The sequence below is a fragment of the Siminovitchia sp. FSL H7-0308 genome (assembly GCF_037980985.1).
Taxonomy (GTDB): domain Bacteria; phylum Bacillota; class Bacilli; order Bacillales; family Bacillaceae_C; genus Siminovitchia; species Siminovitchia thermophila.
In genome coordinates this window covers 974,999-999,124 of the sequence record NZ_CP150282.1, presented here as the reverse complement: position 1 = coordinate 999,124, position 24,126 = coordinate 974,999, and the positions used below count along the sequence as shown (strand labels likewise).

General features: G+C 43.1%; 22 protein-coding genes, 1 pseudogene and 1 other annotated feature. Of the genes and pseudogenes, 6 read left to right on the top strand and 17 right to left on the bottom strand.

Features of this window, described 5'->3' with window-relative positions:
* Positions 1–445 precede the first annotated feature (445 nt).
* Together MHB50_RS04770 and MHB50_RS04765 are read left to right on the top strand one after the other, a co-directional pair.
* On the top strand, positions 446–991 hold the full coding sequence (locus MHB50_RS04770) for a YusW family protein (protein WP_171973818.1): 546 nt from the start codon (positions 446–448) through the stop codon (positions 989–991).
* Positions 992–1,118: 127 nt separating this feature from the next.
* Positions 1,119–1,358, top strand: a complete 240-nt coding sequence (locus MHB50_RS04765; RefSeq protein WP_139345564.1) for a hypothetical protein — start codon at positions 1,119–1,121, stop codon at positions 1,356–1,358.
* A 206-nt stretch (positions 1,359–1,564) separates the two neighbouring features.
* Here MHB50_RS04765 and thrS read toward each other — a convergent pair whose 3' ends face one another.
* Entirely contained in the window at positions 1,565–3,496 is a 1,932-nt protein-coding gene (gene thrS, locus MHB50_RS04760; RefSeq protein ID WP_077110112.1) for a threonine--tRNA ligase, read from the bottom strand.
* Between the two features lie 43 nt (positions 3,497–3,539).
* Positions 3,540–3,760: a binding site (T-box leader), on the bottom strand.
* A gap of 61 nt (positions 3,761–3,821) precedes the next feature.
* Positions 3,822–4,628 (bottom strand): putative sporulation protein YtxC, encoded by an 807-nt coding sequence (locus MHB50_RS04755; protein WP_077110111.1) that lies wholly within the window; start codon positions 4,626–4,628, stop codon positions 3,822–3,824.
* Between the two features lie 89 nt (positions 4,629–4,717).
* On the opposite strand from MHB50_RS04755, the gene MHB50_RS04750 reads away from it, so the two are divergent.
* Positions 4,718–4,966 carry a hypothetical protein gene (locus tag MHB50_RS04750; protein ID WP_340084925.1) on the top strand — a complete coding sequence of 83 codons (249 nt, stop codon included), beginning with the start codon at positions 4,718–4,720 and terminating at the stop codon, positions 4,964–4,966.
* Positions 4,967–5,201: 235 nt separating this feature from the next.
* On the opposite strand, the gene dnaI is transcribed toward MHB50_RS04750, so the two are convergent.
* From dnaI to nrdR, 3 genes are read right to left on the bottom strand one after another with little or no spacing between them, the layout of a single operon-like run.
* The gene (gene dnaI, locus MHB50_RS04745; protein ID WP_340084924.1) at positions 5,202–6,137 is read right to left on the bottom strand and encodes a primosomal protein DnaI; all 936 of its coding nucleotides are present in this window, start codon (positions 6,135–6,137) and stop codon (positions 5,202–5,204) included.
* The gene (locus MHB50_RS04740; RefSeq protein WP_339162238.1) at positions 6,121–7,551 is read right to left on the bottom strand and encodes a replication initiation and membrane attachment family protein; all 1,431 of its coding nucleotides are present in this window, start codon (positions 7,549–7,551) and stop codon (positions 6,121–6,123) included. The genes dnaI and MHB50_RS04740 overlap by 17 nt, the downstream gene beginning before the upstream one ends.
* Positions 7,552–7,567: 16 nt before the next feature.
* Complete coding sequence (gene nrdR, locus MHB50_RS04735) at positions 7,568–8,023, bottom strand: transcriptional regulator NrdR (RefSeq protein ID WP_077110107.1); 456 nt, start codon at positions 8,021–8,023, stop codon at positions 7,568–7,570.
* Between the two features lie 208 nt (positions 8,024–8,231).
* Between nrdR and lepB the strand changes: the two genes are divergently transcribed.
* The gene (gene lepB, locus MHB50_RS04730; RefSeq protein ID WP_340084923.1) at positions 8,232–8,780 is read left to right on the top strand and encodes a signal peptidase I; all 549 of its coding nucleotides are present in this window, start codon (positions 8,232–8,234) and stop codon (positions 8,778–8,780) included.
* Between the two features lie 56 nt (positions 8,781–8,836).
* Positions 8,837–9,010, top strand: coding sequence for a hypothetical protein (locus tag MHB50_RS04725; RefSeq protein ID WP_340084922.1), 174 nt, complete (start codon positions 8,837–8,839; stop codon positions 9,008–9,010).
* A gap of 416 nt (positions 9,011–9,426) precedes the next feature.
* Here MHB50_RS04725 and MHB50_RS04720 read toward each other — a convergent pair whose 3' ends face one another.
* The 5 genes from MHB50_RS04720 to polA all read right to left on the bottom strand — a co-directional run bounded on the left by MHB50_RS04720 (position 9,427) and on the right by polA (position 16,029).
* Positions 9,427–10,455, bottom strand: a complete 1,029-nt coding sequence (locus MHB50_RS04720) for a glyceraldehyde-3-phosphate dehydrogenase (protein WP_077110226.1) — start codon at positions 10,453–10,455, stop codon at positions 9,427–9,429.
* Positions 10,456–10,593: 138 nt separating this feature from the next.
* Positions 10,594–11,196 (bottom strand): dephospho-CoA kinase, encoded by a 603-nt coding sequence (gene coaE, locus MHB50_RS04715; RefSeq protein ID WP_077110104.1) that lies wholly within the window; start codon positions 11,194–11,196, stop codon positions 10,594–10,596.
* 18 nt (positions 11,197–11,214) lie between these two features.
* Positions 11,215–11,844 (bottom strand): sporulation membrane protein YtaF, encoded by a 630-nt coding sequence (gene ytaF, locus MHB50_RS04710; RefSeq protein ID WP_077110103.1) that lies wholly within the window; start codon positions 11,842–11,844, stop codon positions 11,215–11,217.
* Between the two features lie 95 nt (positions 11,845–11,939).
* Positions 11,940–12,770, bottom strand: a complete 831-nt coding sequence (mutM, locus tag MHB50_RS04705; RefSeq protein ID WP_077110102.1) for a DNA-formamidopyrimidine glycosylase — start codon at positions 12,768–12,770, stop codon at positions 11,940–11,942.
* A 625-nt stretch (positions 12,771–13,395) separates the two neighbouring features.
* Positions 13,396–16,029, bottom strand: a complete 2,634-nt coding sequence (gene polA, locus MHB50_RS04700; protein WP_171973817.1) for a DNA polymerase I — start codon at positions 16,027–16,029, stop codon at positions 13,396–13,398.
* Between the two features lie 117 nt (positions 16,030–16,146).
* Between polA and MHB50_RS04695 the strand changes: the two genes are divergently transcribed.
* Complete coding sequence (locus MHB50_RS04695) at positions 16,147–16,434, top strand: hypothetical protein (RefSeq protein WP_077110101.1); 288 nt, start codon at positions 16,147–16,149, stop codon at positions 16,432–16,434.
* Positions 16,435–16,507: 73 nt separating this feature from the next.
* Here the strand turns inward: MHB50_RS04695 and MHB50_RS04690 are convergent, their stop codons facing one another.
* The 7 genes and pseudogenes from MHB50_RS04690 to MHB50_RS04660 form a co-directional block, all read right to left on the bottom strand.
* Positions 16,508–17,443, bottom strand: coding sequence for a protease modulator HflC (locus tag MHB50_RS04690; protein WP_077110100.1), 936 nt, complete (start codon positions 17,441–17,443; stop codon positions 16,508–16,510).
* A complete protein-coding gene (hflK, locus tag MHB50_RS04685) occupies positions 17,443–18,405 on the bottom strand; it encodes an FtsH protease activity modulator HflK (protein WP_340084921.1) in 963 nt (320 codons plus the stop codon). The genes MHB50_RS04690 and hflK overlap by 1 nt, the downstream gene beginning before the upstream one ends.
* Positions 18,406–19,152: 747 nt before the next feature.
* On the bottom strand, positions 19,153–19,602 hold the full coding sequence (locus MHB50_RS04680) for a MaoC/PaaZ C-terminal domain-containing protein (protein ID WP_205179019.1): 450 nt from the start codon (positions 19,600–19,602) through the stop codon (positions 19,153–19,155).
* A 142-nt stretch (positions 19,603–19,744) separates the two neighbouring features.
* Positions 19,745–20,683: a malate dehydrogenase gene (gene mdh / locus MHB50_RS04675; protein WP_077110096.1), complete on the bottom strand. Its 939-nt coding sequence runs from the start codon at positions 20,681–20,683 to the stop codon at positions 19,745–19,747.
* Positions 20,684–20,801: 118 nt separating this feature from the next.
* The gene (gene icd, locus MHB50_RS04670) at positions 20,802–22,073 is read right to left on the bottom strand and encodes an NADP-dependent isocitrate dehydrogenase (protein WP_077110095.1); all 1,272 of its coding nucleotides are present in this window, start codon (positions 22,071–22,073) and stop codon (positions 20,802–20,804) included.
* Positions 22,074–22,178: 105 nt separating this feature from the next.
* Positions 22,179–23,297 (bottom strand): citrate synthase, encoded by a 1,119-nt coding sequence (gene citZ / locus MHB50_RS04665; protein WP_077110094.1) that lies wholly within the window; start codon positions 23,295–23,297, stop codon positions 22,179–22,181.
* A gap of 247 nt (positions 23,298–23,544) precedes the next feature.
* A pseudogene (locus MHB50_RS04660) lies at positions 23,545–24,020 on the bottom strand (DUF441 domain-containing protein).
* Positions 24,021–24,126 lie beyond the last annotated feature (106 nt).

Here is a 24,126-nt window from a genome sequence, read left to right as displayed (position 1 = left end):
TTTCGAAGAAGGCGTATGGATGATCAAAAGATGCCTTTTTTTCATATTGATCTCTTTTATATGGGCTGTTATTTTTTGCTGGCGGGGTTGACCGTCTGAATTAATGACCGGATTTTTTCACCAACATGCTTATTGTTTTCGATGTTTATCTTCTGTCAAATGATTGGCATTGCTATCATAGGTTATAGTGAGCTACCTTTTTATACGATGACCAATCGTCTGGCTTGCCTTTTATCTCGGTGGTATTCTTTATGGGGTATCTGCCCTTTTCAATTAAAAAACGTGGCCAATCCTTGATAAAGGAATAAGCCCAATGACGCCCTGAAATAGCAAATGACAATGATAAAATTGATCTCCTTACAAGGTTTCTATCGCAATCATGTTTATTTCCAAAGAAATGGGAAAAACTTTTTATAACAAATGCGTTTTGGAGGAGATCGCCAATATGAAAAAGTGGTTTTACGTATTTTTAACATCTTTATCCGTTTTTGGAATGGCCGCCTGCTCTGATGATCCTTCCATTGACAACCATCCGAAGGAGCAATTAACACAGTCTGCGAACGATAAATCCGCTAATACGAATGATGACGTTGTAAGGGAAGACGAAAGCGGCAATAATTCGGATGACGGAAATGTGAGAGCAATGGATGAACAAAAAATGATGGAAGAAATCCCTTTTACCAAGTTCAGCCTGGAAATAGATTATGCGCCTGATATGCAATATGACTTCGAATATGAAGTAAATGACAACGGTGCGAGCTATCGTGCGGAATTGGAAGATTCCGTCCATGATAAAAAATTAAAGGGAAAAGAGGCTTTTCAAACGCTTTATACATTAATGCAAGACATCCACCTGGATGAAAACACAACGAAAGAGGAAGCGATGCAACAAATTTTCGATACATTTCAAATCGATGACAATTATACGAAGTTTGAACTCGATTATGTATTAAAAAACGGAACGAAGAAAGAGTTTGAAGATCGAAAATAAGGTTGGAGACGCAAAAACCTCTGCTAAACTGGAGTAGGCTCTGACATTCCCGAATACCGAGCCAAACCAACGACTCAAAAAATCGACAAAAGCTGTAAAATGGATCCCTTGGTCATGTGCAATACTGTTGACTGAAATCGTTCAAAAGCCGAAAAAACGACTATTGGACACTTCCAACTCGGAACTCGATCTCGGCCGGCTGGTGACCGTGTTGGCAAATTCGCCGTTGACGGGCACGAGCTTGCCGGTCCACGGCCATTTTAAGAGGGCTGTTCCGCAATCAGTGAAATCTGATTTGGCGAAACAGCCCTTATTTTTTCTCTCGGACAAAACCTCCACAACCGCTCTCCTGAATGTGGAGGAATGATCCTCATACAATGATCAAACCCACTCCCGGTGATTTTCGCTTATCATACAGGCGGCGAACGTCCTTTTTTCTAATGGAGCTGTAAAGGAAAGGCTATTCCCGCCACTTAAAACCTGCCAGCGATATGATTGGTTGTCTTGCAATCGTCCGATTTCTGTACTACCATGATTTCCCGGGTAATTGCTAGTAGCTGATTCAAGCGGCGGTTACTGATATTTTTCTACAACTTCTTTCAGTTCTTCGATAAATTGCCGGAGCGGAAGCGTTTCTGTTTTTTTCTCGCCGTATTTTCTGATGTTGACTGTTTCAGAGCTTACTTCCTGATCGCCCACAACGATCATATAAGGGATTTTTTGCATTTGTGCTTCCCGGATTTTATAGCCAATTTTCTCGTCGCGCTTATCCATTTCAACACGGAAGCCGTTCGCTTTCAATGTATCGGTGACCTGTTTGGCATAGTCGAAGTGGACATCCGGCGAAACAGGAATCACCTCGACCTGTACAGGCGCAAGCCAAGTTGGGAATGCACCTTTATATTCCTCAATTAAAAATGCGACAAATCGTTCCATCGTTGATACGACGCCGCGGTGAATCACAACTGGACGATGCTGCTTCCCGTCTTCTCCGATATAGGTCAAGTCCAGCTTTTCAGGAAGCAAGAAGTCCAATTGTACAGTGGATAACGTTTCTTCCTTTCCGAGAGCCGTCTTCACTTGGACGTCCAGTTTCGGTCCGTAAAATGCCGCTTCTCCTTCCGCTTCATAATAATCGAGGTTCAAGTCGTCCATCGCTTCTTTCAGCATCGCCTGCGCTTTTTCCCACATTTCGTCATCATCATAGTACTTCTCCGTATCTTCCGGATCACGATACGAAAGGCGGAATGAATAATCCTTTAAATCGAAGTCCCGATATACTTCTTCGATCAATTGAACAACCCGGATAAATTCTTCTTTGATTTGATCGGGCCGGACAAAGATATGGGCATCATTTAATGTCATGCCGCGAACCCGCTGCAGGCCGGAAAGCGCGCCTGACATTTCATAGCGATGCATCGTGCCGAGTTCCGCTATTCGAATCGGCAATTCGCGATAACTGTGGATTTCATTTTTATAGATCATCATGTGATGCGGGCAATTCATGGGCCGCAAGACAAGCTGTTCATTGTCCATGTCCATGATCGGGAACATGTTCTCTTGATAATGATCCCAATGGCCGCTTGTCTTATATAAATCGACACTGCCCAAAACAGGTGTATAGACATGGTCATAGCCAAGCTCCACTTCTTTATCCACAATATAGCGTTCGATAATTCTGCGGATCGTTGCTCCTTTTGGCAACCAAAGCGGCAACCCTTGTCCCACTTTTTGCGAGTTTGTGAATAAGCTGAGCTCTTTTCCAATCTTGCGGTGATCCCTCTCCTTTGCTTCTTCCAGCATTTTGAGATGGGCCTCAAGCTCGCTCATTTTAAAGAACGCCGTTCCATAAATGCGTTGAAGCATTTTATTATTACTGTCACCGCGCCAGTATGCGCCTGCAATGCTTAACAGCTTGAATTGTTTTATTTTCCCTGTAGAAGGAACATGTACGCCCCTGCACAAGTCATAAAATTCACCCTGCTCATAGATCGTGACTTTTTCCTCTTCCGGAATGGCGTCAATCAATTCCAGCTTGTACGGATCATGGGAAAAAAGCTTTTTCGCTTCATCTCGCTCCACTTCTTTCCGTACGATTTCCAAATTTTCACTGATGATTTTTTTCATTTCTTTTTCAATTTTTGGCAAATCTTCAGGTGTCAAGGAATGATCCAAATCCATGTCATAGTAAAACCCGCCTTCAATAACAGGACCGACACCGAGTTTGACGCCCGGATATAACCGCGAAACCGCCTGGGCCATTAAGTGTGCTGTACTATGGCGCAATATTTCCAGTGCTTCTTCACTGCCCGCCGTGACAATTTCAATGCTTCCATTTTCCTGGATCGGTGTCCGCAGGTCGAGCAAACGGCCATTCAGTTTACCGGCTATCGCACTTTTCCGTAAACCCGTGCTGATTGACCCTGCTATCTCTTCAGTTGTCGTTCCTTTTGGGAATTCTTTCACCGCTCCGTCCGGAAAAGTAATTTGTAGTTGTTCAGTCAATGCTATCCTCTCCTTTTCCAAAATAAAAAAAACCCGCCCCCCAGAAAGGGACGAGTTTGTTCACGTGGTTCCACCCTAATTCTCATTGGCAAACAGCCAATGACTTTCAGAAGATGTAACGGAAGTCTCCGCCATTCACTACTGTAAATTCGAGAATGGAGTTCCAAGGGGGTAAGCATTCAAATCGTGTTGGGAAGCTCCCAGCTTCATCTTCCCTCTCTGTAAACCGTAAGTGAACACTCATGTCCTTGTCATAACCTTTTCATGATATGATTATGTAGGTTATTATAGATCGTTGTTTGAGGAAATGCAAGGGGTTGACTGATCATTTACGGAAATCGGCAAGAGGAAGAATTTTCAATCTTTCTTCAAAAATGTTTAACAATGTACGGATAATCGCTTTTTCCTCAGAATCGGTGTAAAGTAAAATTTCATTAGGCGCGATGGAAAGAAGCGGAGCGATCACGGCTGAGTCAATATAAACAGGATGATTGAACAATAGGCGGCGATCCACCAGTTTCATGACTTCATCCCTTGTCATGACTTTGGAGTTTTCATCGTAAAAACATACAGGGTCCGTTAGTGACAAGTGAACGAGCTTTTTTTTCGGCTCTTGCTTGTGTAAATAGTCTCTGAGCATGCTAACAAACATTTGATAATCCTGCTCCATTTTATATTCATCAATGGCAACACACAAATATTTCTTCAGCGCATCATAATAATCTTGCAGCCGAAACGTTAACAAAGAATCAAACAAAACGGCATCACTTGTTTCAAAAACGGCGATTACAGCTTGTTTAACAATGGAATGCTCATTCATCTTGCCTGTAAATGCCGTCAGTTCTTTTCGTTTCCCCAAACACATCGCTGTAACAATGTCGATAATTTGTATGCGCTCCTCTTCATTCTCATAAAAAAAGTGAGTGGACAACATCTTATCCAAAAATTCGGCTCTTTTTACATTTATAATAAAGTCCGTTAAAGCTTCTGCATAACGATCCGTGTTTTCGTCTCGCGGAAAAAAGAATACATAACGGTTTTGTTGTTTTGTATAGGATAAATGTACGCCCGTTTTGGTAAAGAAAGATTGTAACTGACAAGCATCCTCTTCAGTTAAAAAAATGAGTTCCAAGACGGCCCCCTCCTCATTCAAAAACTTTACTGCACTGATATATGTATATGGAGGGCACGTCCACGCTATGCCAATGAATGAAAAAAGCGATGGATTTAACTGGGAATGGCGCCGTTAAAAAGCTGCGGAACGGGATTGCGAGATTTTTGTGGGAAAAGTCGCCAGCTTTTCATCGTTTTCGCCAAGTAGCAACTATTCATTTCATTGGAATAACACGATCTGTAACATGGCTTTGGCTTGCCGTTTTGTTTGTCTGGGCTTTTGTCGGGCTTGATTTTCCTCCAGAAGGAATCATTGGAAATAAGCTTAAACATGGCGCAGTTCGTTTTTTGACTTGACTTGCAACCACGTTTAAAGATCGCCATTTGGAACCGTAAAGATCTGGCACATGGAAAATACCTGGAGTTTTCAATTCAAAACGAAGCAGGAGATGTATCCTGCGGCCTAACTTTACACTGCGGGCAGCATGAAAACAGCCTGCATCCTTCACAAAGCATAGTCAGGATACAGGCTGTTTTTTGACAGTACGGTGGAGGCGGGCTTTTTATTTTTGACAGGCCGGTAAATGCAGGCTTATTTATGTCTTCGGTTCGGTCCATCAAGTTTGATCGGCTTGGCAAGATATTTTATGCGCTCCATAATCCGTTTGGCTTTCATCTTCTCTTCTTCACCACGTTGGGTATAAGTTAAGTGGTGTTCAAGACTTTGAAAATCAAAATTAGAAGTAAAAAAGGTTGGAAGATGTTCGTGCATGCGGTATTGCAAAATAGAGCCGAGAATTTCGTCCCTCGTCCAGCTTGACATCGATTCCGCGCCAATGTCATCAAGCATCAGGATGTGCGCGTTTTTGGCAAGCTCCAGCTTCTCACTCAATGTTTGATCGCCAAGTGATTGTTTCATTTCCCGGAAAAACTCCGGGACGTAAACGATAAAAGAGGACACCCCTTTTTCCGCCAATTGATTGGCAATTGCCCCCAACAAATAAGATTTACCGACACCGAAACCTCCATATAAAAACAAACCTTTCATTTTCTTTTGCGGGTCGAATTCGGCGGCAAATTTTTCCGCATATTCGAAAGCATCAATCCTGCCGGGGCTGTCCAGAGAAAAATCGGCAAAGGATGCTTGTAATATATCCTTCGGAACATAAAAGCTCTTAATCAATTTTTCTGTTTTTCTTCGCTCGTCATCAATGAGCTTTTTGGCACATGGCCTGTAATGAACCTCGATCGTTTGGCCATTTATGACGAGAGAAGGTTCATATCCCTCCATCATATTCATACAGTTGGCAAGATCCGGACAATCCGCGCAATTTTTTGTTTGGGATATGTATTCGTAAAGCTTGATTAAGTTGGTTTCGACCATGGTTCTCGTGACGAGTCCGGCGTTTTCTCTGATAAACGCTTGGACATCGGGATGATGTAGCACTTCCTGCTTCAAATCTTCAAACCTTCTTTTAAAAGCCTCTCCCCCGGAAAGCCTGCTTAATGTATCATTGATTCGTTCCACCTTTTTCACCTCCCTGTTTTTGATATTTTTGTTGAATGGCTTTCAATCTGCGGCGACGTTCATCCAGTTTATCGGAACCCTTTGCAGTCTGTGACTGGCTTGTTGGGACTTGTTCTTGATCTTCATCCAGAAACCAGTCAGGAAGCATTTCCGTTCGAATTGGTTTTTTCCGTGCTTCCTTCCCGTCTTTTTTGCTGCTTGCCCATGATTGATATTGGCGATGTTCGCTTTTCGCCAATTCCATCGCCGCTTTGACTGTTTTTATTTTTTTTCGGGCCCAATGGGAAGCGATTTTTTCCATATAATTTTTGGACAGCTTCATATCTGTTTTTAACATGACATAGTGGATCAGCACATTTATGACTCCGGGGTCAAGCTTCTGGCCAAGCATCACATCTTCTACAGCAGTCAAATCAGACATTGCCGGCAGTGCGCCCCCCGATAGATCAATTAATAACTGACGGGGTGATGTCGTTTCCAAATAGTAAATCAACTTACTCTCTTTGGTATCTCCTGGCCCTTCGCTTTCGCGCAGATTCGGCGGCTGAAGCCGGTTGACCAATTGCGGAAGCATATCTTCATTTTCCATTTGATACCAGTCACGTGCCCATTTTCTCAGTTCATCGAGATCAATCGTTTCATCTGCTGTCATGCTGGAAAGAATGATTTTTTGCATTTCCACCTCGTTGATCGAGTAAAGGAACGCCAGCTTTTTGATCGTATCTTTTACAGTCGGCGTCAACAGTTTTCTGGGAACCATAGAAGTTGTTAAACCTGATAATAACAAATCAAAGTCAAAATGATTTCCAGAAATTTGAATCGGCTCCGCCGTTTTTCGCTGAACAAAGGAAGTGTTCTCTTCAGGTTCGCTCGCCTTTTCACCTTTTCCTGAATGCAATGCTTCAACGCTCATTGAAGTAAACACATCTTGGAATGTGCGGGTAATTTCTTTGTATTCAGCAGACTTTATATTTTTTTCCAAAAATTGGCCTTTCAGTTTCATAAAGTGAGTGTGGCCTATTTTTTGATAAAGATAGATATTTAACATACCATCTGTAAAAAACTGTTCGGCAGATAACGGGGGCTGAAGTTCATAAATATAGGCTCTTTTTTCATCGGTGCTTTTTCTGTAAGTTTTTAAAAGTCCGATCCCTTCCAGTTTTAATCTTGCTTCGTAAATTTCTTCCAAGTTGAGTTCCATTAAATTCATCAGTTGATAATGGTTCCATTCATTTGAAGATAGGCTGTTTTTTTCCACGGCATATGTAAGTGTATTGTATAAATTTGTACTGACTACTCCGATAAGAGGCTGGTATAAAAGTGAAATCACTTTCTTATCATATTCATGGAGTACACCGTTCATTGTAACAAAAAGACTATCGACAGGCTGAACTTCATTCCAATATTGCTTCACGCCAAACACACTTTCACTAATCTTTTTTAATCAATTCTTTTAACTCGTCAAGAAATACATTAATATCTTTAAACTGTCTATATACGGAAGCGAAGCGGACGTATGCCACTTCATCCACTTTTGCCAACTTGTCCATAACCATTTCTCCGATTATTTCGGATTTCACTTCAGGCTGGCCCAGACGGCGCAGTTCGCTTTCAATGTCATTTGTAATTTTTTCAAGCTGATCAAGGGTGACAGGGCGTTTTTCACAAGCCCTAATCAAACCGCGTAAAATTTTTTCACGGCTGAATTCTTCACGTATCCCTTCTTTTTTAATGACGATTAGAGGCATTTCTTCGACTCTTTCAAAGGTGGTGAAGCGGTGGGAACAGCGTTCACATTCCCTTCTTCTTCTGATGGACCTCCATTCGTCCGCCGGTCTCGAGTCTACGACACGTGTACCATTATGCTTGCATGAAGGACATTTCATCTTCTCAGCTCCGTTCCAGTGTGCTTCTCCCATTATACAGCAATTGAAGAGGAAAGAAAAAGGAGAAAAACGGGAGGCAGGGGATTGCCTTGAAAAGCTTTTCGGTAAAACAGCATAAAAGGAAAAATGATACATAAAATATCTTGTTTATACGGATTGATATGGTACAGTAAATATATATAAATAGGAAATTTGGAGGGGGAGTCCTTTGAAAGAAAGCACTAAGGAAGAAATAGTTTCCTGGATGAAATCACTCGCATTTGCAGTTATTATCACACTTGTTTGCAGACAATTTCTCTTCTCGCCCATCACTGTATTTGGAGAATCCATGTCGCCTTCCTTTGAGGATCACGACAAGGTAATCATTAGCAAAACCTCCAAAATTCAACGGTTTGATGTGGTTGTTTTTGATGCGCCGGACAACGAAAATGAGCACTATATTAAACGTGTCATTGGACTTCCGGGAGACAGCATTGAAATGAAAAATGACACTCTTTATATCAATGGAAAGCGATTCAAGGAGCCGTATTTAACGGAAAATAAAGAAAACAATCCATTTCACAAACTGACCGAGGACTTTTCTTTACAGGAGAAAACTGGAAAAGCCAAGGTTCCGGAACAAATGTTGTTCGTGATGGGCGATAACCGCTTAAACAGCAAGGATAGCCGTACATTCGGGCTCATTTCTTATGATGCTGTGATTGGCGAAGTAAAATTCCGCATTTATCCATTTGAAGCATTTGGGCCATCCAGCTAATGACGGTTCATATAGCATCCTGCTATTGAGGTATAAGACGAGAAGGAAAATCGGTAATGAAGAGCTGGCCAATGTTGCCCGTTATTATCGGAAAGCTATTTACATTGATGAAGCTTTTTCGAACAGGCTTTATATTGGTGGAAGCTTATCGAGTTCCTTCGTTGGACGGACACGATAAAACAGATGGATGGCCGGGTTTGGGCTTTCTTCCCTTGGACGGCTACGACTAGCCGGGTTTGGGACGCTTTTGCGATTTTTTTCTTAGGTGCGGTTCGCAGGGGTTTGGTAACCGCTTTTGCGATTTTTCTTGAGGTGCTGTTCGCAGGGGGTTGTGACCGCTTTTGTGATTTCCTGCCTTGGACGGGACGATGAACAATAGATGGATGAACTCTTTTACGATTTTCTCTCTTGGATAAGGACGATTAGTCGGGTTTGGTAACCGCTTTTGCGATTTTTCACACTTGATGGCAAGGTTGACCTTGAAAGAATTTCATGCCGTATTTACTAAAAGCACCTTCGGAATGGCGCATGTTATTTTAACATACACGTCCGAAGGTGTTTTATGTTTCTCATTTCAACAGGTCGGTGCAGATCAAACAGATTTTTCCGCCTGATTGATTTTAAGGGCTTTTTAGAAAACCCTAAATTAACCAGCTTTTACTTCTTTTTTGTTTAGTAAGGATGCTACATAAGTAACGAGATCCACTACACGACAAGAGTATCCCCACTCATTATCATACCAAGCCAATACTTTGACTTTTTTTCCTTCCATGACAATTGTGGAAAGTCCATCAATAATCGCAGAGTGCGGGTTTGTATTAAAATCAATCGAGACGAGTGGTTCTGTTGTAAATTCCAATATACCGTTTAAAGAACCATTGGCCGCTTTTTTAAACGCATTGTTGATCTCTTGTACGGTTACTTCGCGTTTTACATCCACAACTAGATCTACAAGCGATACGTTTGGTGTTGGTACGCGAAGTGCCATTCCGTGTAACTTCCCTTTTAATTGAGGGAGGACAAGCGACAAAGCTTTTGCAGCCCCGGTTGTTGTGGGAATGATGGATTGAGCGCATGCTCGGGCACGGCGCAAGTCTTTATGCGGGTTATCAAGGTTCTTTTGGTCATTTGTATAAGCATGAACAGTTGTCATTAAACCATTCTCGATTCCGAATGAATCGTCCAGTACTTTTGCAACAGGCGCAAGACAGTTAGTCGTACAGGAAGCATTTGAAATAATGTCATGCTTATCAATGTTTAAGTCGTTTTCGTTTACTCCCATCACAATTGTAACATCTTCATTTTTCCCTGGCGCGGTCAAGATGACTTTTTTGGCACCGGCCTCAAGATGCATTGCAGCCTTGTCACGAGCGTTAAATTTTCCCGTCGCTTCAATGACAATGTCTATATTCAATTCATCCCACGGAAGTTCACGAGGATTGCGGTTATTTAACAATGTAATTTCCTTGCCGTTAACTACAAGGGCTTGTTCTTTCGGTTGCACATCAGCCTCGAATTTTCCGTGAGTTGTATCGTATTTAATAAGATGGGCAAGCGTTTCAGGCGGATAACTGGCATTGATCGCCACGATATTAAAACGGTCCTCCATGATCGCTTTTCTAAATACCATGCGGCCAATACGGCCAAATCCATTAATCGCAACATTAGCCTTCATCATTACCGGGAGCCCCCTATATAGTGTTATACTGTAATTTCATATTATCGTAATTAGTATAACATAATTATCATAAAAAGGAACAATAAAATGTGTCTGTTATCTTAACCAAAAACAAGAGCGCCCATCCACTCCTGTTTAAGGTACCATTTTCCATTTTTTAATGAGGTCTTCGACTTGTCTTTCTGTTTCACTGAGCGAACCATTATTATCAATCACAGCATCGGCCATTTCCTTTTTCTGTCTTAATGGCAGTTGCGATGCGATCCGTGCCCGGGCTTCATCTTCCCTGAACGAATTTCTTTCCATAAGTCTTTGGAGTTGTGTTTCTTCGTCAACGTAAACGACAATCGTTTTATCGACCATATGAAGGAGATTACTTTCAAACAATAACGGAATATCCAAAATGATTGTTTTTTTTCCGTTTTGAATGGCCGCTTCCTGCCACTCTTTCATTTTTTCCCGAACAGCGGGATGTACGATGGCATTCAGCTTCTTTCTTTTTTCCTCATCATTGAATACAATAGTTCCAAGCTTTTCCCTATTGAGTGTCCCGTCATTTTGTATAATGCCCTCGCCAAATTGACTTACCACCTGCTTATATGCGGATGCTCCGGGTTCAACAACCTTTCTTGCCGCGAGGTCTGCATCAACTATTGTAAATCCGCGTTGTTCAAGCATTTGGGAAACAGTGCTTTTGCCGCTTGCGATTCCTCCGGTTAAACCTATGATCAATGCCATGAAACTAGCCTCTTTCCACTACATTTTTAAAATGCCAATTAGTATGAGTAATAACCCCGGAAAAAAAGTGATTTTTTGCATTGCTTTCATATGAGAGAATAACTTGCCAAGCGCAAGCCCGGCACTTAAAAAAAGAACACCTGACAAGGCAGCAGCCCCGGATAAAAGCAAAGGACTAAAACCAAGCATGGCCGCACCGATCCCCACCCCAAAAGCATCAAGAGAAAGGGCGGCACCAAGCATGATCGCTTCCAGTCCGGTGATCGTGCCCGAACTGTCAAAATCTGCTCGTGTCGGCTTTTTCAAAATGTGAATGACAATGCCGAGCGATTTAATTTCCCAGTTAAATTCAAATTTCTCATGCGACCCCGAATGTTCTATTTCTGATCTAAAAAATTGAAATATGATCCAACTGCCGATGATAATCAATATCATGCCGCCAATCCGGCTGGCAGCAAGCGGCGATAAAAAACTTTGAATGAACTGCCCAAACAACATGGCGATGCCAAGCGAAAGGGCGGTACAAAATGCGATTATCATAATGGATTTAAATGGTATTCTCATTTTCCTAAGGCCATATGCGAATCCGGTGCCCAATCCATCCAAACTGATTGCAACCGCCAGCAATAAAAGAGAGATGTAGCTCATCGGCCAGCTCCTTTCCCTTCAATGTCGGTAAATCAGTATATGAAATGAGCTGGCTGATGGTTAATCACATTTGGGCGTAACACACCTCAAGGCATTTATTCAATTATTTGGCATGATGGACAAAAATGGGTTCCTCTTCCCGCAGCTTTGATCTTTTCAAGCAGTGTACCGCAGCTTACACATTCTTGGCCATTTCTTCCATAAACGTGAAGGCTATTTTGAAATGAGCCGGCCAAGCCTAGAGAATTCATGTACGTATTGACAGAACTCCCTCCGGCTTCTATGGCTTCGTTCAGCGTTTCAATCATTTGGCTTGTCAGCACCCGCGCTTCTTCTTCCGTTATCGTTTTTGCCCTCCGGCACGGGTGAATGCCGGCTCTGAACAGGACTTCATCCGCATATATGTTCCCGAGGCCGGCGACGATCGCTTGATCGAGTAGTACCGCCTTGATGATCCGGTCGGTTTTTTTGAGACGATCCATTAAATATTCGGCGGAAAAATCAGCGGAAAAAGGCTCTGGCCCCAACTTGGAGAGCGGAAGCTGGCCTTGCTCCGTCCCTTTTTTAAACAAATGCATTGTCCCGAACTTGCGGACATCACGGTAACGCAATTCCTCTCCATCCGTCAGACAAAACACAACGTGTGTATGCTTATCGGATGGATCACCCTTTTTATGAACGCTGTAATGCCCCTCCATACGTAAATGGGAGACAAGCGAATAGTCATCCAATTCAAATACAAGGAACTTTCCTTTTCTATTAAGTCCACGAAACGTCTGCCCGCGCAACGCGTCTTGAAATTGCTCGATTTCCAGTGGATAATGAATGATTTTGGGCCACCCAATGTGTATATCTTCCACTGTTTTCCCCTTTACCAGCTTTAATAAAGAGCGGCACACATTTTCCACTTCAGGCAATTCCGGCATCGATCCTTCCCCCCGTTGTCTTTCTGGTTCTGTTTTTTTCCCGCATTAACTGGCAGTACGACCTCCGCTTCAATTGGTAAAGTGAAGAGCATCTCCCAGCATGGCTCGAGTGCTTCACAAATAAAACACACGTTGATTGAAGTTTCTCCTTATCCAGCATTAACTGGCAGTACGACTTCCACTTCAATTGGTAAAGTGAGGAGCATCTCCCAGCATAGCTCGAGTGGTTTCACAAATAAAACACACGTTGATTGAAGTTTCGCCTTATCCAGCATTAACTGGCAACAAGCCCCCTCACTTCAAGAATTCCCGGTAAAGCAAGATTGGAAATGGGAGGAGCTATCGCCAGTAAAAGTCGACAGGACAGGAAAAAACTTCGACAGTGACACATCTCACCCAGTAAAAGTGTCCAATTATTCAAGAAGTCGACAAAGGCCTTGCGACGTACAGGTCCAGGATGTAGCGTACAAGTAAAGCGGACGTCGCTGCTTACACTTGCCAATAGCGGCTTTCGATTTTATTTCTATCAATGGGAAAATGCGGCTGGCGCCGTACCGTGTGGTACTGCCTGGCCTGTATTCCCCCACATCCTGGGGTGGGCCTCCCAGCTGATTGCTGTTTCACCTTATTTAGCATCGTACCATGTCGGTCCGTACGCATAGTCCACTTTCAGCGGAACTTTCAGCTCCAGCGCGTTTTCCATGACGCTTGGTACAAGTACCTTTAATTTTTCTATCTCATCTTTAGGCACTTCAAAGATTAACTCATCATGCACTTGGAGCAGGAGGCGCGCTTGAAGCCCGGTTTCTTCCAGTTTTTCCGCCATCTCGACCATCGCTTTCTTAATGATATCGGCCGCACTCCCTTGAATGGGGGTGTTCATGGCGGTTCGTTCGCCAAAACTTCTCACATTAAAATTTCTGCTCATAATTTCAGGTATATATCTTCTCCGGTGCAAAAGAGTGGATACATAGCCCTTTTGCTTTGCTTCCAACACGATGTCTTCCATATAATTTTTCACACCCGGAAAACTTTGCAAATAGCGCTCAATAAATTTTCCGGCCTCTTTTCTTGTAATTCCCAAGTTTTGCGATAAACCGTAATCGCTGATTCCGTATATGATTCCAAAGTTTACTGCTTTTGCCTGCCGCCTCATATTAGGGGTGACTTCCTCTTTGCTGACATGGAACACATCCATCGCAGTTTTTGTATGAATGTCCATATCTTGGCGAAAGGCCTCGATTAAATTTTCATCCTCCGCAATATGGGCGAGGACACGCAATTCAATTTGCGAATAATCCGCTGCAAAAATCACCCAGTCTTTCTGGGACGGGATGAATGCCTGGCGAATTTTCCGCCCTTCCTCAAGCCGGATCGGAATGTTTTGCAAATTGGGATCTGTAGAGCTGAGTCTTCCTGTTTGTGTTAAAGCTTGGTTAAATCGGGTGTGTACTTTGTCGGTGTCTTTTTGTACCACTTTAAGCAAACCTTCAATATAAGTTGATTGCAGCTTTCCAAGCTGGCGGTAGTTTAAAATTTCCTGGATGATTTCATGTGAAGGTGCCAGCTTCTCCAAAACATCCGCAGCTGTGGAATAGCCTGTTTTTGTTTTTTTAATGACTGGAAGTCCAAGCTTTTCAAAGAGGATGACCCCGAGCTGCTTCGGTGAATTAATGTTAAATTCCTGTCCGGCCAAATGATGAATTTTGGCTTCTATATCAGTAAGCCGCTCCGCCATTTCGCCACGCATTTTTTTCAGCCGTCCGACATCCACTTTTACACCTGTGTATTCCATTTTCGCCAAGACAAGTGACAGCGGAAGCTCCAGCTCGTAAAACAATTTTAACTGTTCGTTTTCTTTTAATTCATCGAGACATGTTTTGTATAAAGCATGAATCCCAAGCGCTTTTCTTGCCAAATGTTCGCCGAGCGCTTCTTTTTCTGCTACTTTTCTCTTGACCCCTTTGCCGTAAACAACTTCATCTGTTTCCACATCCGTGAAGCCGTGGCGTTTGGCTACTCCCGCAAAATCAGTTGTTGATTCGGAAGGGTTCAGCAAATAAGACGCCAGCAGCAGATCAAATTCGATGCCTTTTAATTCAATGCCGCGCCTTTTTAACGCTACAATGGAGCGCTTTGCATCATAAACCAACTTTTTCTGTGTATCATCTTCAGCCCATTTTTTAAAGGACGCTGATTGCAAGGCGATATCTGCCGGTAAAAACACCGGTCCGTTTTCATCCGCCAGCCCGAACCCGACAATTTCACCTGTATAATAATTTTCTTCGAGTACTTCCAGGTAAAAAGCCATTTGATTTGAGAAAAGATCCTCATTGATCGTTTCCACAGTTGTAAATTCGACTTGTTTTAATTCTGTACTTTCTTCAGGCGAATCTCCACCTTCTATTTTGTCCAACAGAGAATTAAATTCCAGTTCTTGAAACACTGCTTTCAAGTCGGCTGGATCGTAACCTTTGTATTCTATCTCATCCATTGAAATATCTACTGGAGCCGCGGTTTCAATCGTAGCAAGCTTTTTACTCAGTATGGCCAAATCTTTATGCTCCGTTAAACGCTCCTTCAGTTTGGGGCCGCTCACCTGGTCTATCGAGTCGAGCAAGGCTTCCAATGTCCCGAATTCTTTTAACAGTTTTATGGCCGTCTTTTCTCCAACTCCAGGAACACCAGGGATATTATCAGATTGGTCTCCCATTAATCCTTTCATATCAATGATTTGTCCAGGAGTGAGCCCGTACTTTTCCATCACGTGCTCGGGTGTGTAGTTCTCTATATCCGTCATACCTTTTCGCGTAATCCCGACTGTGACATGATCCGTGCTGAGTTGCGTCAAATCTTTGTCACCCGAAATAACCTTAACCTCATATCCATCTTTCTCCGCTTCGACAGCCAGCGTACCGATAATATCGTCCGCTTCATAATTTTCCAATTCGTACTGTTTAATACCATAAGCATTCAACAGTTCACGTAAAAACGGCAACTGCTCGGACAATTCGGGTGGCGTTTTTTGCCGTCCTCCCTTGTACTCTTGAAATGTTTTGTGCCGAAAAGTCGTCTTTCCCGCGTCAAATGCGACGAGGATGTGTGTTGGTTGTTCCTCTTCAAGGACTTTCATCAGCATGGTGGTAAAACCGTATACCGCATTCGTATATACGCCTTTGTTATTGTTCAACAGCGGCAACGCAAAAAAAGCGCGATAGGCGACACTATTTCCGTCGATCAGCATTAATTTTTTCTTCAAAACAAACCCTCCCAATGTTCCAGCTCGTCCAACATATCAATATATTTATTCTAGCACGTGGAATGGTGAAAGTGAAAAATTCGTTTCGGAAGATGATAAAGAGAGGAGAAATACTAAATGAATGTGGCTGTAAAAGAAAGTTTCTTTTATGAAGAAAAGCCGCCGGTCCAAAAGTCCGACGGCCACCTTTATCCCGCTTTATCTCGCAGCAATACTCTTAACCCTAAAGTAAGTCGAAAAAGGCTATCCGCCAGTAAAATCGGTTCGTTCAGGCCGACAGGACAAGAAAAGAGCGGCGACACATCACAAGAAGAAATATCCTTCTTTTTCATGGGGCTGGCGCAACATACAGGATGTGCGAGCGCAAGCGGAACCGCATCACAACAGCGTCGTAAGTTTTTTTGAGGACGTCGCTTGTCTGAACTTTCCAACGTGACGGTCGGATTCTGCTTCACCAGAAGATAAAGACCGTGCTATTTTATTGTGTGTAGCCCATCAACAGGCGTGCATATGGGGAATCAGCCGGAAGAACGATCACAGTATCTTCTCCGATCGTTTTCTTGTAAGATTCAAGAGTACGGTATAGTTGATAAAACTCCCGGTCCTTTGAAAAAGCCTCATTATACATTTTAGCAGCTTCTCCTTCCCCTTCGGAGCGGATTACTTCCGCGTCTGCCTGGGCTTTGGAGAGCATTTCACGAACTTTCCGATCCGTTTCCGCGGTAATTCGGTTCTTTTCCGCGTCACCCTTTGATAAATATTCCTGGGCTGTGGACTCTCGCTCGGAAATCATTCTCGTATAGACGGAATTCTCGTTTTCATTTGGCAAGTCCGTACGCTTCATGCGGACGTCTGTTACAACGACTCCATATTCATCATTGGCGAGAAGTTCATTTACCTTTTCTGTTACTCGGTCATTCAGACTACCCCGTGACGATTTCTCGTCATTTATGATTTCATCATAATTCAGTTGGCCCAATTCGGTTCGGATGACAGAGTAAATAAACTCTTCCATTCTTGATTCCGCGTTCTCTACCGTTCTCGCGTTTGTAATCATTTTTTTAGGAGAAACGATTTTCCAGAGGGCATAGTTGTCAATGATCATCCGTTTTTTATCTTTCGTATTAATTTCTGCACTGGAAACATCATATGTCATTTGGTATTTCGGCAAAGTGGAGACACTTTGGATAAATGGCACTTTCATGGAAAGCCCCGGCTCTGTCTTGATTCTTACTACCTCACCAAACTGTCGGACAACTTTATATTCGCCTTCTCTGACGATAAACAAGCTTGAAAGAAGTAGTACAAGCAATAAAATAATGATAAGAATAAAGATACCTATTTTCGTATATTTGCGCCATTGAATATCCACAGGCTTGCGCTCATTAAAATCGACCACTTTTTTGTCCAATATTATTCATCTCCCTTCGATTCATCGGATTTTTTCGGCTGTTGTTCTTTTTCCAATGGCCGAATCGGGAAATATTTCATTGTACTGCCATCGTCGTTCATAATATATATTTCGGCACCGGGCAACACCTGCTCGAGTGTTTCAATTGTAAGCCGCTCCCTCGTTACTTCCGGGCTGGATTTATATTGTTCATATAATTTATTAAAAACAGCTACATCCCCGCGGGCTGTTTCCAAACGGGCCGCTTTCTCCCCTTCAGCCTTATGCATAATGGCTGCTCTTTCACCTTCCGCCTCATTCAATCGCTGATTTTCATATTTTTTTGCTTCATTCATTTTCGTATTCATCGTTTCCCGGGCATCGGTCACGGCTGTAAAAGCACTGCGTACTTCTTTATTGGGCAATTCCACATCTTTTAATTTGACCGCCAAAATGGAAATCCCAATATCATATTTATCCATCAGGGAGGTTAGTAATTCCCGGACGCTTCCTTCAATTTCCGCTTTTCCGGAAGTTAGAGCATCGTCTATTTTTGAACTGCCGATAGTGCTCCTTAAAGAAGCGGATGTCGCATCGTATAAAACTTCTTTCGGGTTTTCGGAATGGAATAAGTATTTTTTCGGATCCGTAATTTTCCATTGTACAACAAGATCGGCATAGACGATGTTTTCATCACCTGTAATCATTTTTGTTTCATCCGAGAACTTTTCCTTTTTGCCGTTCTCTTCTTTATAACCAAACTCAAGGCTCATCGTTTCGCGGGCCAGCTTTTCTACGTTCTGTATCGGCCAAGGCAGCTTAAAATGGAGTCCAGGCTCTGTGACCGTATCTTCTGCTTTTCTAAATGTCAGTATAACAGCCTGGTCCGACTCTCCTAACGTGTACCAAGATGTAAACAAGGAGACAGTCAGAACGATCCCTGCTACAGCCATGCCGATGACAGAATATATCCTCTTTAAACTCATACCTCCACGTTCCTTTCTTATATTCTCTTATATTGTATTACGGAAGTATGGGAAAAAAGTTTCGGTGAATTGATTGACCTTCAAAATGAGGAAAGCACAAGTTAAAACAAGGACTGGCAGAGAACCAAAATGACATATCCTAGAAAACTGCCAATTTGCTGGCTCATGTACAATTCCTGTAGAAAAACGGATCTTGGAAATTTGCATCGTTTCCTCAAATAAAAACAGTGCCGTCAATAAAACCTTGTTGATTAAAGCTTGGGCCATTCGTCTCTGGCGCCTAAACCGCTATGTTTTGGAAAGCGTGTCCTTTTTCTTAGATTGGATGTTACGAACCCTCTTGTTCTCCGCCTATGAGACCTATTGAACACCTATCCGGCGAGAAGGCTCAATCGCCGATGGTCTTTACACTCGCACTCACTGGAGGCCCCTACTCTTACGGCGATGGCCTTAACGATTTCGCCACGAACTTGGACGCTCTGCTCTTACGGCGATGGCCTTAACGATTCGCACACACTTGGACCCCATCCATATGGCGATGTCCTTGTCGATTCGCACGCACTTGGACATCCTGTCCACACGGCGATATTCTTACCGATCGGGACGCACTTGGACGACCCATCCATACGCCGAAACTGGATATACCCTTTTCGGAAAGCATTTTGACCTATTTTTGTTCACAAAAAATAAAACAGACCGTTGGGCCTGTCTGAATAGGTATCATTTGCCTGTTTCCATATGAATTCATCAGCTTTCATTTCCATGGGGCGGGGCTACAAGAATCGCAGCCTTAATAACGGTTTGTTCATTTTCGTCCGTTCCTTTGACTTTTACTGTCACTGTATGGGCCTCGCGGTCAACATGTGCGACTTCAAATAAAAATTCAACCGTTGCATAATGATAAACTGGTTTGACAAATTCAATTTCTTGCTTAAGAACATGGGATCCCGGACCGGGTAAAAATTTCGTAATAGCAGAGGTAATAATCCCCGTCAGCATAACGGAAGGAACGATGGGTTTCTTATATGGCGTTTGGGAAGCATAGTCTTGCTGGATATAGAGAGGATTGGCATCATTCGTTAGACCTAGAAACAACAGTAGATCCTTATCTTCGATTTTTTCAGTCAGTTTTAATTTTTCACCTTCTGTTAATTCTCCAATCTGTCTCCCGAGCTTTCTTTTTTTCCCAAGTAACAATAAGAACACCTCCGTGTTTATAAGCGCTTACAACTCTCTTTTGAACATCATATCATGTCTTTTTTAAAAAACAAAGACTAAAAAATAATCCCCCGAATGAAAAGGTTCATTCGAGGGTAACAGGGCTTTTTAGTTGAGCATTCTACTCAAGAACGTTCATAACTTCGCGAACGGAATTGGCAGATTTGTTTAATGCAGCTTTTTCTTCCTCAGTCAGATCAAGTTCAATCACTTGCTCAATGCCATTTTTGCCGAGAATCGTAGGAACGCCGAGATATATGCCTTCAAACCCAAACTCCCCCTCAAGATACGCGATCGCTGGCAGAACTCTGCGTTGATCTTTGATAATGGCTTCAATCATTTCAACGAGAGAGGCAGCCGGGGCATAGTAGGCACTTCCGTTACCCAGCAAGTTTACAATTTCACCGCCGCCTTTTCTTGTGCGTTCGACAATGGCATCGAGCCGATCTTTCGGGATCAGCTTTTCAAGCGGAATACCGCCGGCATAGGAATATCGGACGAGCGGCACCATGTCATCGCCGTGTCCACCGAGAACAAAGCCGGTAATATCTTTTACGGATATATTTAGTTCTTGGGAAACAAATGTACGGAAACGCGCGGTATCAAGGACACCTGATTGTCCAATGACTCGCTCTTTCGGGAAACCGGATTCTTTGTAAACTGTGTACGTCATGGCGTCTACCGGATTCGTTAGAACGATGATGATACAGTTTGGTGAATACTTAACAATTTCCCGAGTAACGCTTCTCATGATCTTTTGGTTTGTTTGGACAAGATCGTCGCGGCTCATGCCTGGCTTGCGGGCGACTCCAGCCGTAATGACGACAACATCGGAATCTTTCGTGTCTTCATAGTTGGCAGTCCCGGTGATGTTGGCATCAAAACCTTGTACAGGACCCGCTTCCAACATATCCAGCGCTTTTCCTTTCGTCGGGTTTTCCATTTGTGGAATGTCGACGAGTACAACATCTCCAAGTTCTTTCTGCGCCGTTAAAAATGCAGTGGTAGCTCCCGTAAATCCTCCACCGATTACCGAGATTTTTTTCCGTTTCATTGACATGGAAGTTCCCTTCTTTCTTTAATTTTCCACACTTTTAGGCCGTTCTTTGAACAGCCTAAAAGTGTGTAGCTCTATAGCCCCAATAGCCCTAATATTTTTGCATTCGAATCAGGAAAGATTAATCCATGTTTTCAATCAATGCATTTCCAAACTCGGAGGTTTTTACTTCTGTCGCTCCATCCATGAGACGGGCGAAGTCGTATGTAACGACTTTGGATTCGATTGTTTTTTCCATTGATTTGGTAATCAATTGGGCTGCTTCTCCCCAGCCGAGGTGCTCAAGCATCAGCACTCCGGACAAAATGACGGAAGATGGATTCACTTTATCAAGGCCCGCATATTTTGGTGCTGTGCCATGAGTGGCTTCAAAAATGGCATGGCCTGTTTCATAGTTGATGTTGGCTCCAGGAGCAATTCCGATTCCGCCTACTTGAGCAGCGAGAGCATCAGAGATATAGTCACCGTTCAAGTTCATCGTGGCAACCACGTCAAATTCTCTTGGACGGGTAAGGATTTGCTGCAAGAAGATATCGGCAATCGCGTCTTTAACGATAATTTTTCCAGCCGCTTCCGCATCAGCCTGTGCTTTATTCGCAGCGTCCGCTCCTTGCTCTTCTTTTATTTTGTCATATTGATCCCATGTAAATACTTTATCGCCGAATTCTTTTTCAGCCAGTTCGTAGCCCCAGTTTTTGAAGGCCCCTTCTGTAAATTTCATGATGTTTCCTTTATGTACGAGAGTGACAGATTTGCGTCCTTCTTTAAGGGCATAGTTGATCGCCGCCCGGACAAGTCTTTCTGTCCCTTCCTGGGAAACAGGCTTGATTCCGATGCCTGATGTTTCAGGGAAACGGATTTTATTGACGCCCATCTCATTTTGCAGGAAATCTACCACTTTTTTAACTTCTTCTGTACCGGCTTGGTATTCGATTCCGGCATAAATGTCTTCCGTATTTTCACGGAAAATAACCATATCTGTATCTTCGGGACGTTTTACCGGAGAAGGTACTCCTTCAAAGTATCTTACCGGACGAAGACATACAAACAGATCCAGTTCTTGGCGAAGCGCAACATTCAAAGAGCGAAAGCCGCCTCCGATTGGCGTAGTGAGCGGACCTTTAATAGCGATTAGATATTCGCGGATCGTTTCCAATGTTTCCTCAGGAAGCCATTCGCCGAATTTGTTAAAAGCTTTTTCCCCTGCGTATACTTCTTTCCATTCAATTTTACGTTTCCCGGCATAAGCTTTTTCTACAGCGGCATCCAGAACACGTTGAGCAGCCGCCCAAATATCAGGACCGGTTCCATCTCCTTCGATAAAAGGAATAACTGGGTTGTCCGGCGTATTTAATACCCCATTGGTTACTGTGATTTTTTCACCTTGTGTCAATTTTATCCCTCCAAGTTCAATATCAAAGGTTAGAAAGCGATGGTGATGCTTCTAACCTTTTCCCCGTTCTATCATATCAAAAGATCTTGTAAAAATCTAAGCAGACTATTTACGCTCATCTAGCGGAACATAGGAGCGCATGCCTGGTCCTGTATATTCGGCACGCGGGCGAATGAGCCTGTTATTGTCATATTGTTCCAAAATATGAGCGAGCCAGCCGGATGTACGGCTTACTGCAAAGATAGGTGTGAACAAATCATGATCGATGCCAAGGCTGTGATAAACAGATGCAGAATAGAAGTCTACGTTAGGCGGCAATGGCTTTTCAGAAGTAAATACTTCTTCCACCTTAACGGAAATATTATACCATTCCGGTTCTCCGGTCAGTTCTGTCAGTTTTTTGGACATCTCTTTTAAGTGCTTTGCACGAGGGTCGCCTTTACGGTAAACTCTGTGGCCAAAGCCCATGATTTTTTCTTTGTTTTTTAATTTTTCACGTACATATCCTTCTGCTTTATCAACGGAACCAATCTCTGTAAGCATTTTCATAACTTGTTCATTTGCTCCCCCGTGCAATGGTCCTTTCAGGGCACCGATTGCTGCGGTCAATCCCGAGTAAATGTCCGAGAGAGTGGCCACACAAACACGGGCGGTAAAAGTGGATGCATTTAATTCATGGTCTGCATGAAGTATGAGCGCCTTATCCATTGCCTCAACTTCAATATCTGCAGGTTCTTCACCTTTGAGCATGTACATAAAGTTGGCGGCAAACCCCAGGTCTTTTCGCGGTGCTACAGGCTCTAATCCTTTTCGGATCCGGGCAAAAGCAGCTACAATGGCCGGCATTTTAGCCTGTATGCGAATGGCCTTTTTATAATTTGATTCTTTGGTGACAGTGTCCGCTTCCTCATCAAAAATGCCCAAAGTCGATACAGCGGTGCGAAGTACGGCCATTGGATGCACTCTGTCGAGCGGATATGTTTTAAAGCTGTCAATAACTTCCTGTGGCAAGTCCATATTGTCGGCCAATTCCTGCTTCAGTTCTTGAAGCTGTTCTTCCGTTGGTAATTCCAAATGCCACAATAAGTAAATGATTTCCTCGAAGCTCGCGTTTTCTGTTAAATCATCGATATTGTAGCCGACATATGTAAGTGTGTCGTCAATGATGGAGCTGATCGAAGATGTTGTGGCCACTACCCCTTCTAACCCGCGTGTTGCTGTCATAATAACCTCTCCTTTTTATCTAATTTATCTATCTATAGTTGTGAAACAATAGAAAACCGGAGGAAAGAATCACGATGCAATGATGATTCCATAGTAAAAATGTCCCTTAATCCTATTATAGTCAATAAAAAAGTCTTGTCTAATTTTCAACATTCTTAATTATCCATGACCATTATAACTGATTTGCTGCAAATACGGAAAGAAAATGGTGTTTTCCTTTTTTGACAGATTGATCCAGTAAGGTCTTTCACAAACCTTTTCCAATCCGCAACAACTCGAATATTCTCATGATGAAGTATGCAATCCCCGCCCCAATTAACGGCCCGACCGCAACCCCCTTAAACAGGGAAACCGCCATGATCGTTCCGAGAACAAGAGCTGTTGTAATGTGGGGATCTTCAGTGAGCAGGGTAACGCCATACTTGGCAATAAGCGCCACGGCCATTCCAGCTCCCAAGGCAACCCATGCATAGGAGATTTGACTGCGCCTCCCAGTTCCTTAAAACCGATATGGCCGCTTGCCACGGGAACTAGTACCGCAATCGTGATAACGGTAACTCCCCAATTAATTCCTTTTGCCTGTATGATGCCAAAAAGCTTTTCATCTGCCCCTGCCATTTTTAGTATGACCAAAACGGAAACAGCTACAACAAGAGATTGGTTTTTTGCCAGGAAACCGATGCCCAGCAATAGAAATAAAAATAAATAAGCCTGGTTTAACAAATAATTCATCTCCCAAATCAATAACAGAATCTTTCATAACATGGTATTATAAAAGAAAAGATCGTGTTCCGGAGCATCTTGCCCGGACAGCCAATAAGCCGAAATG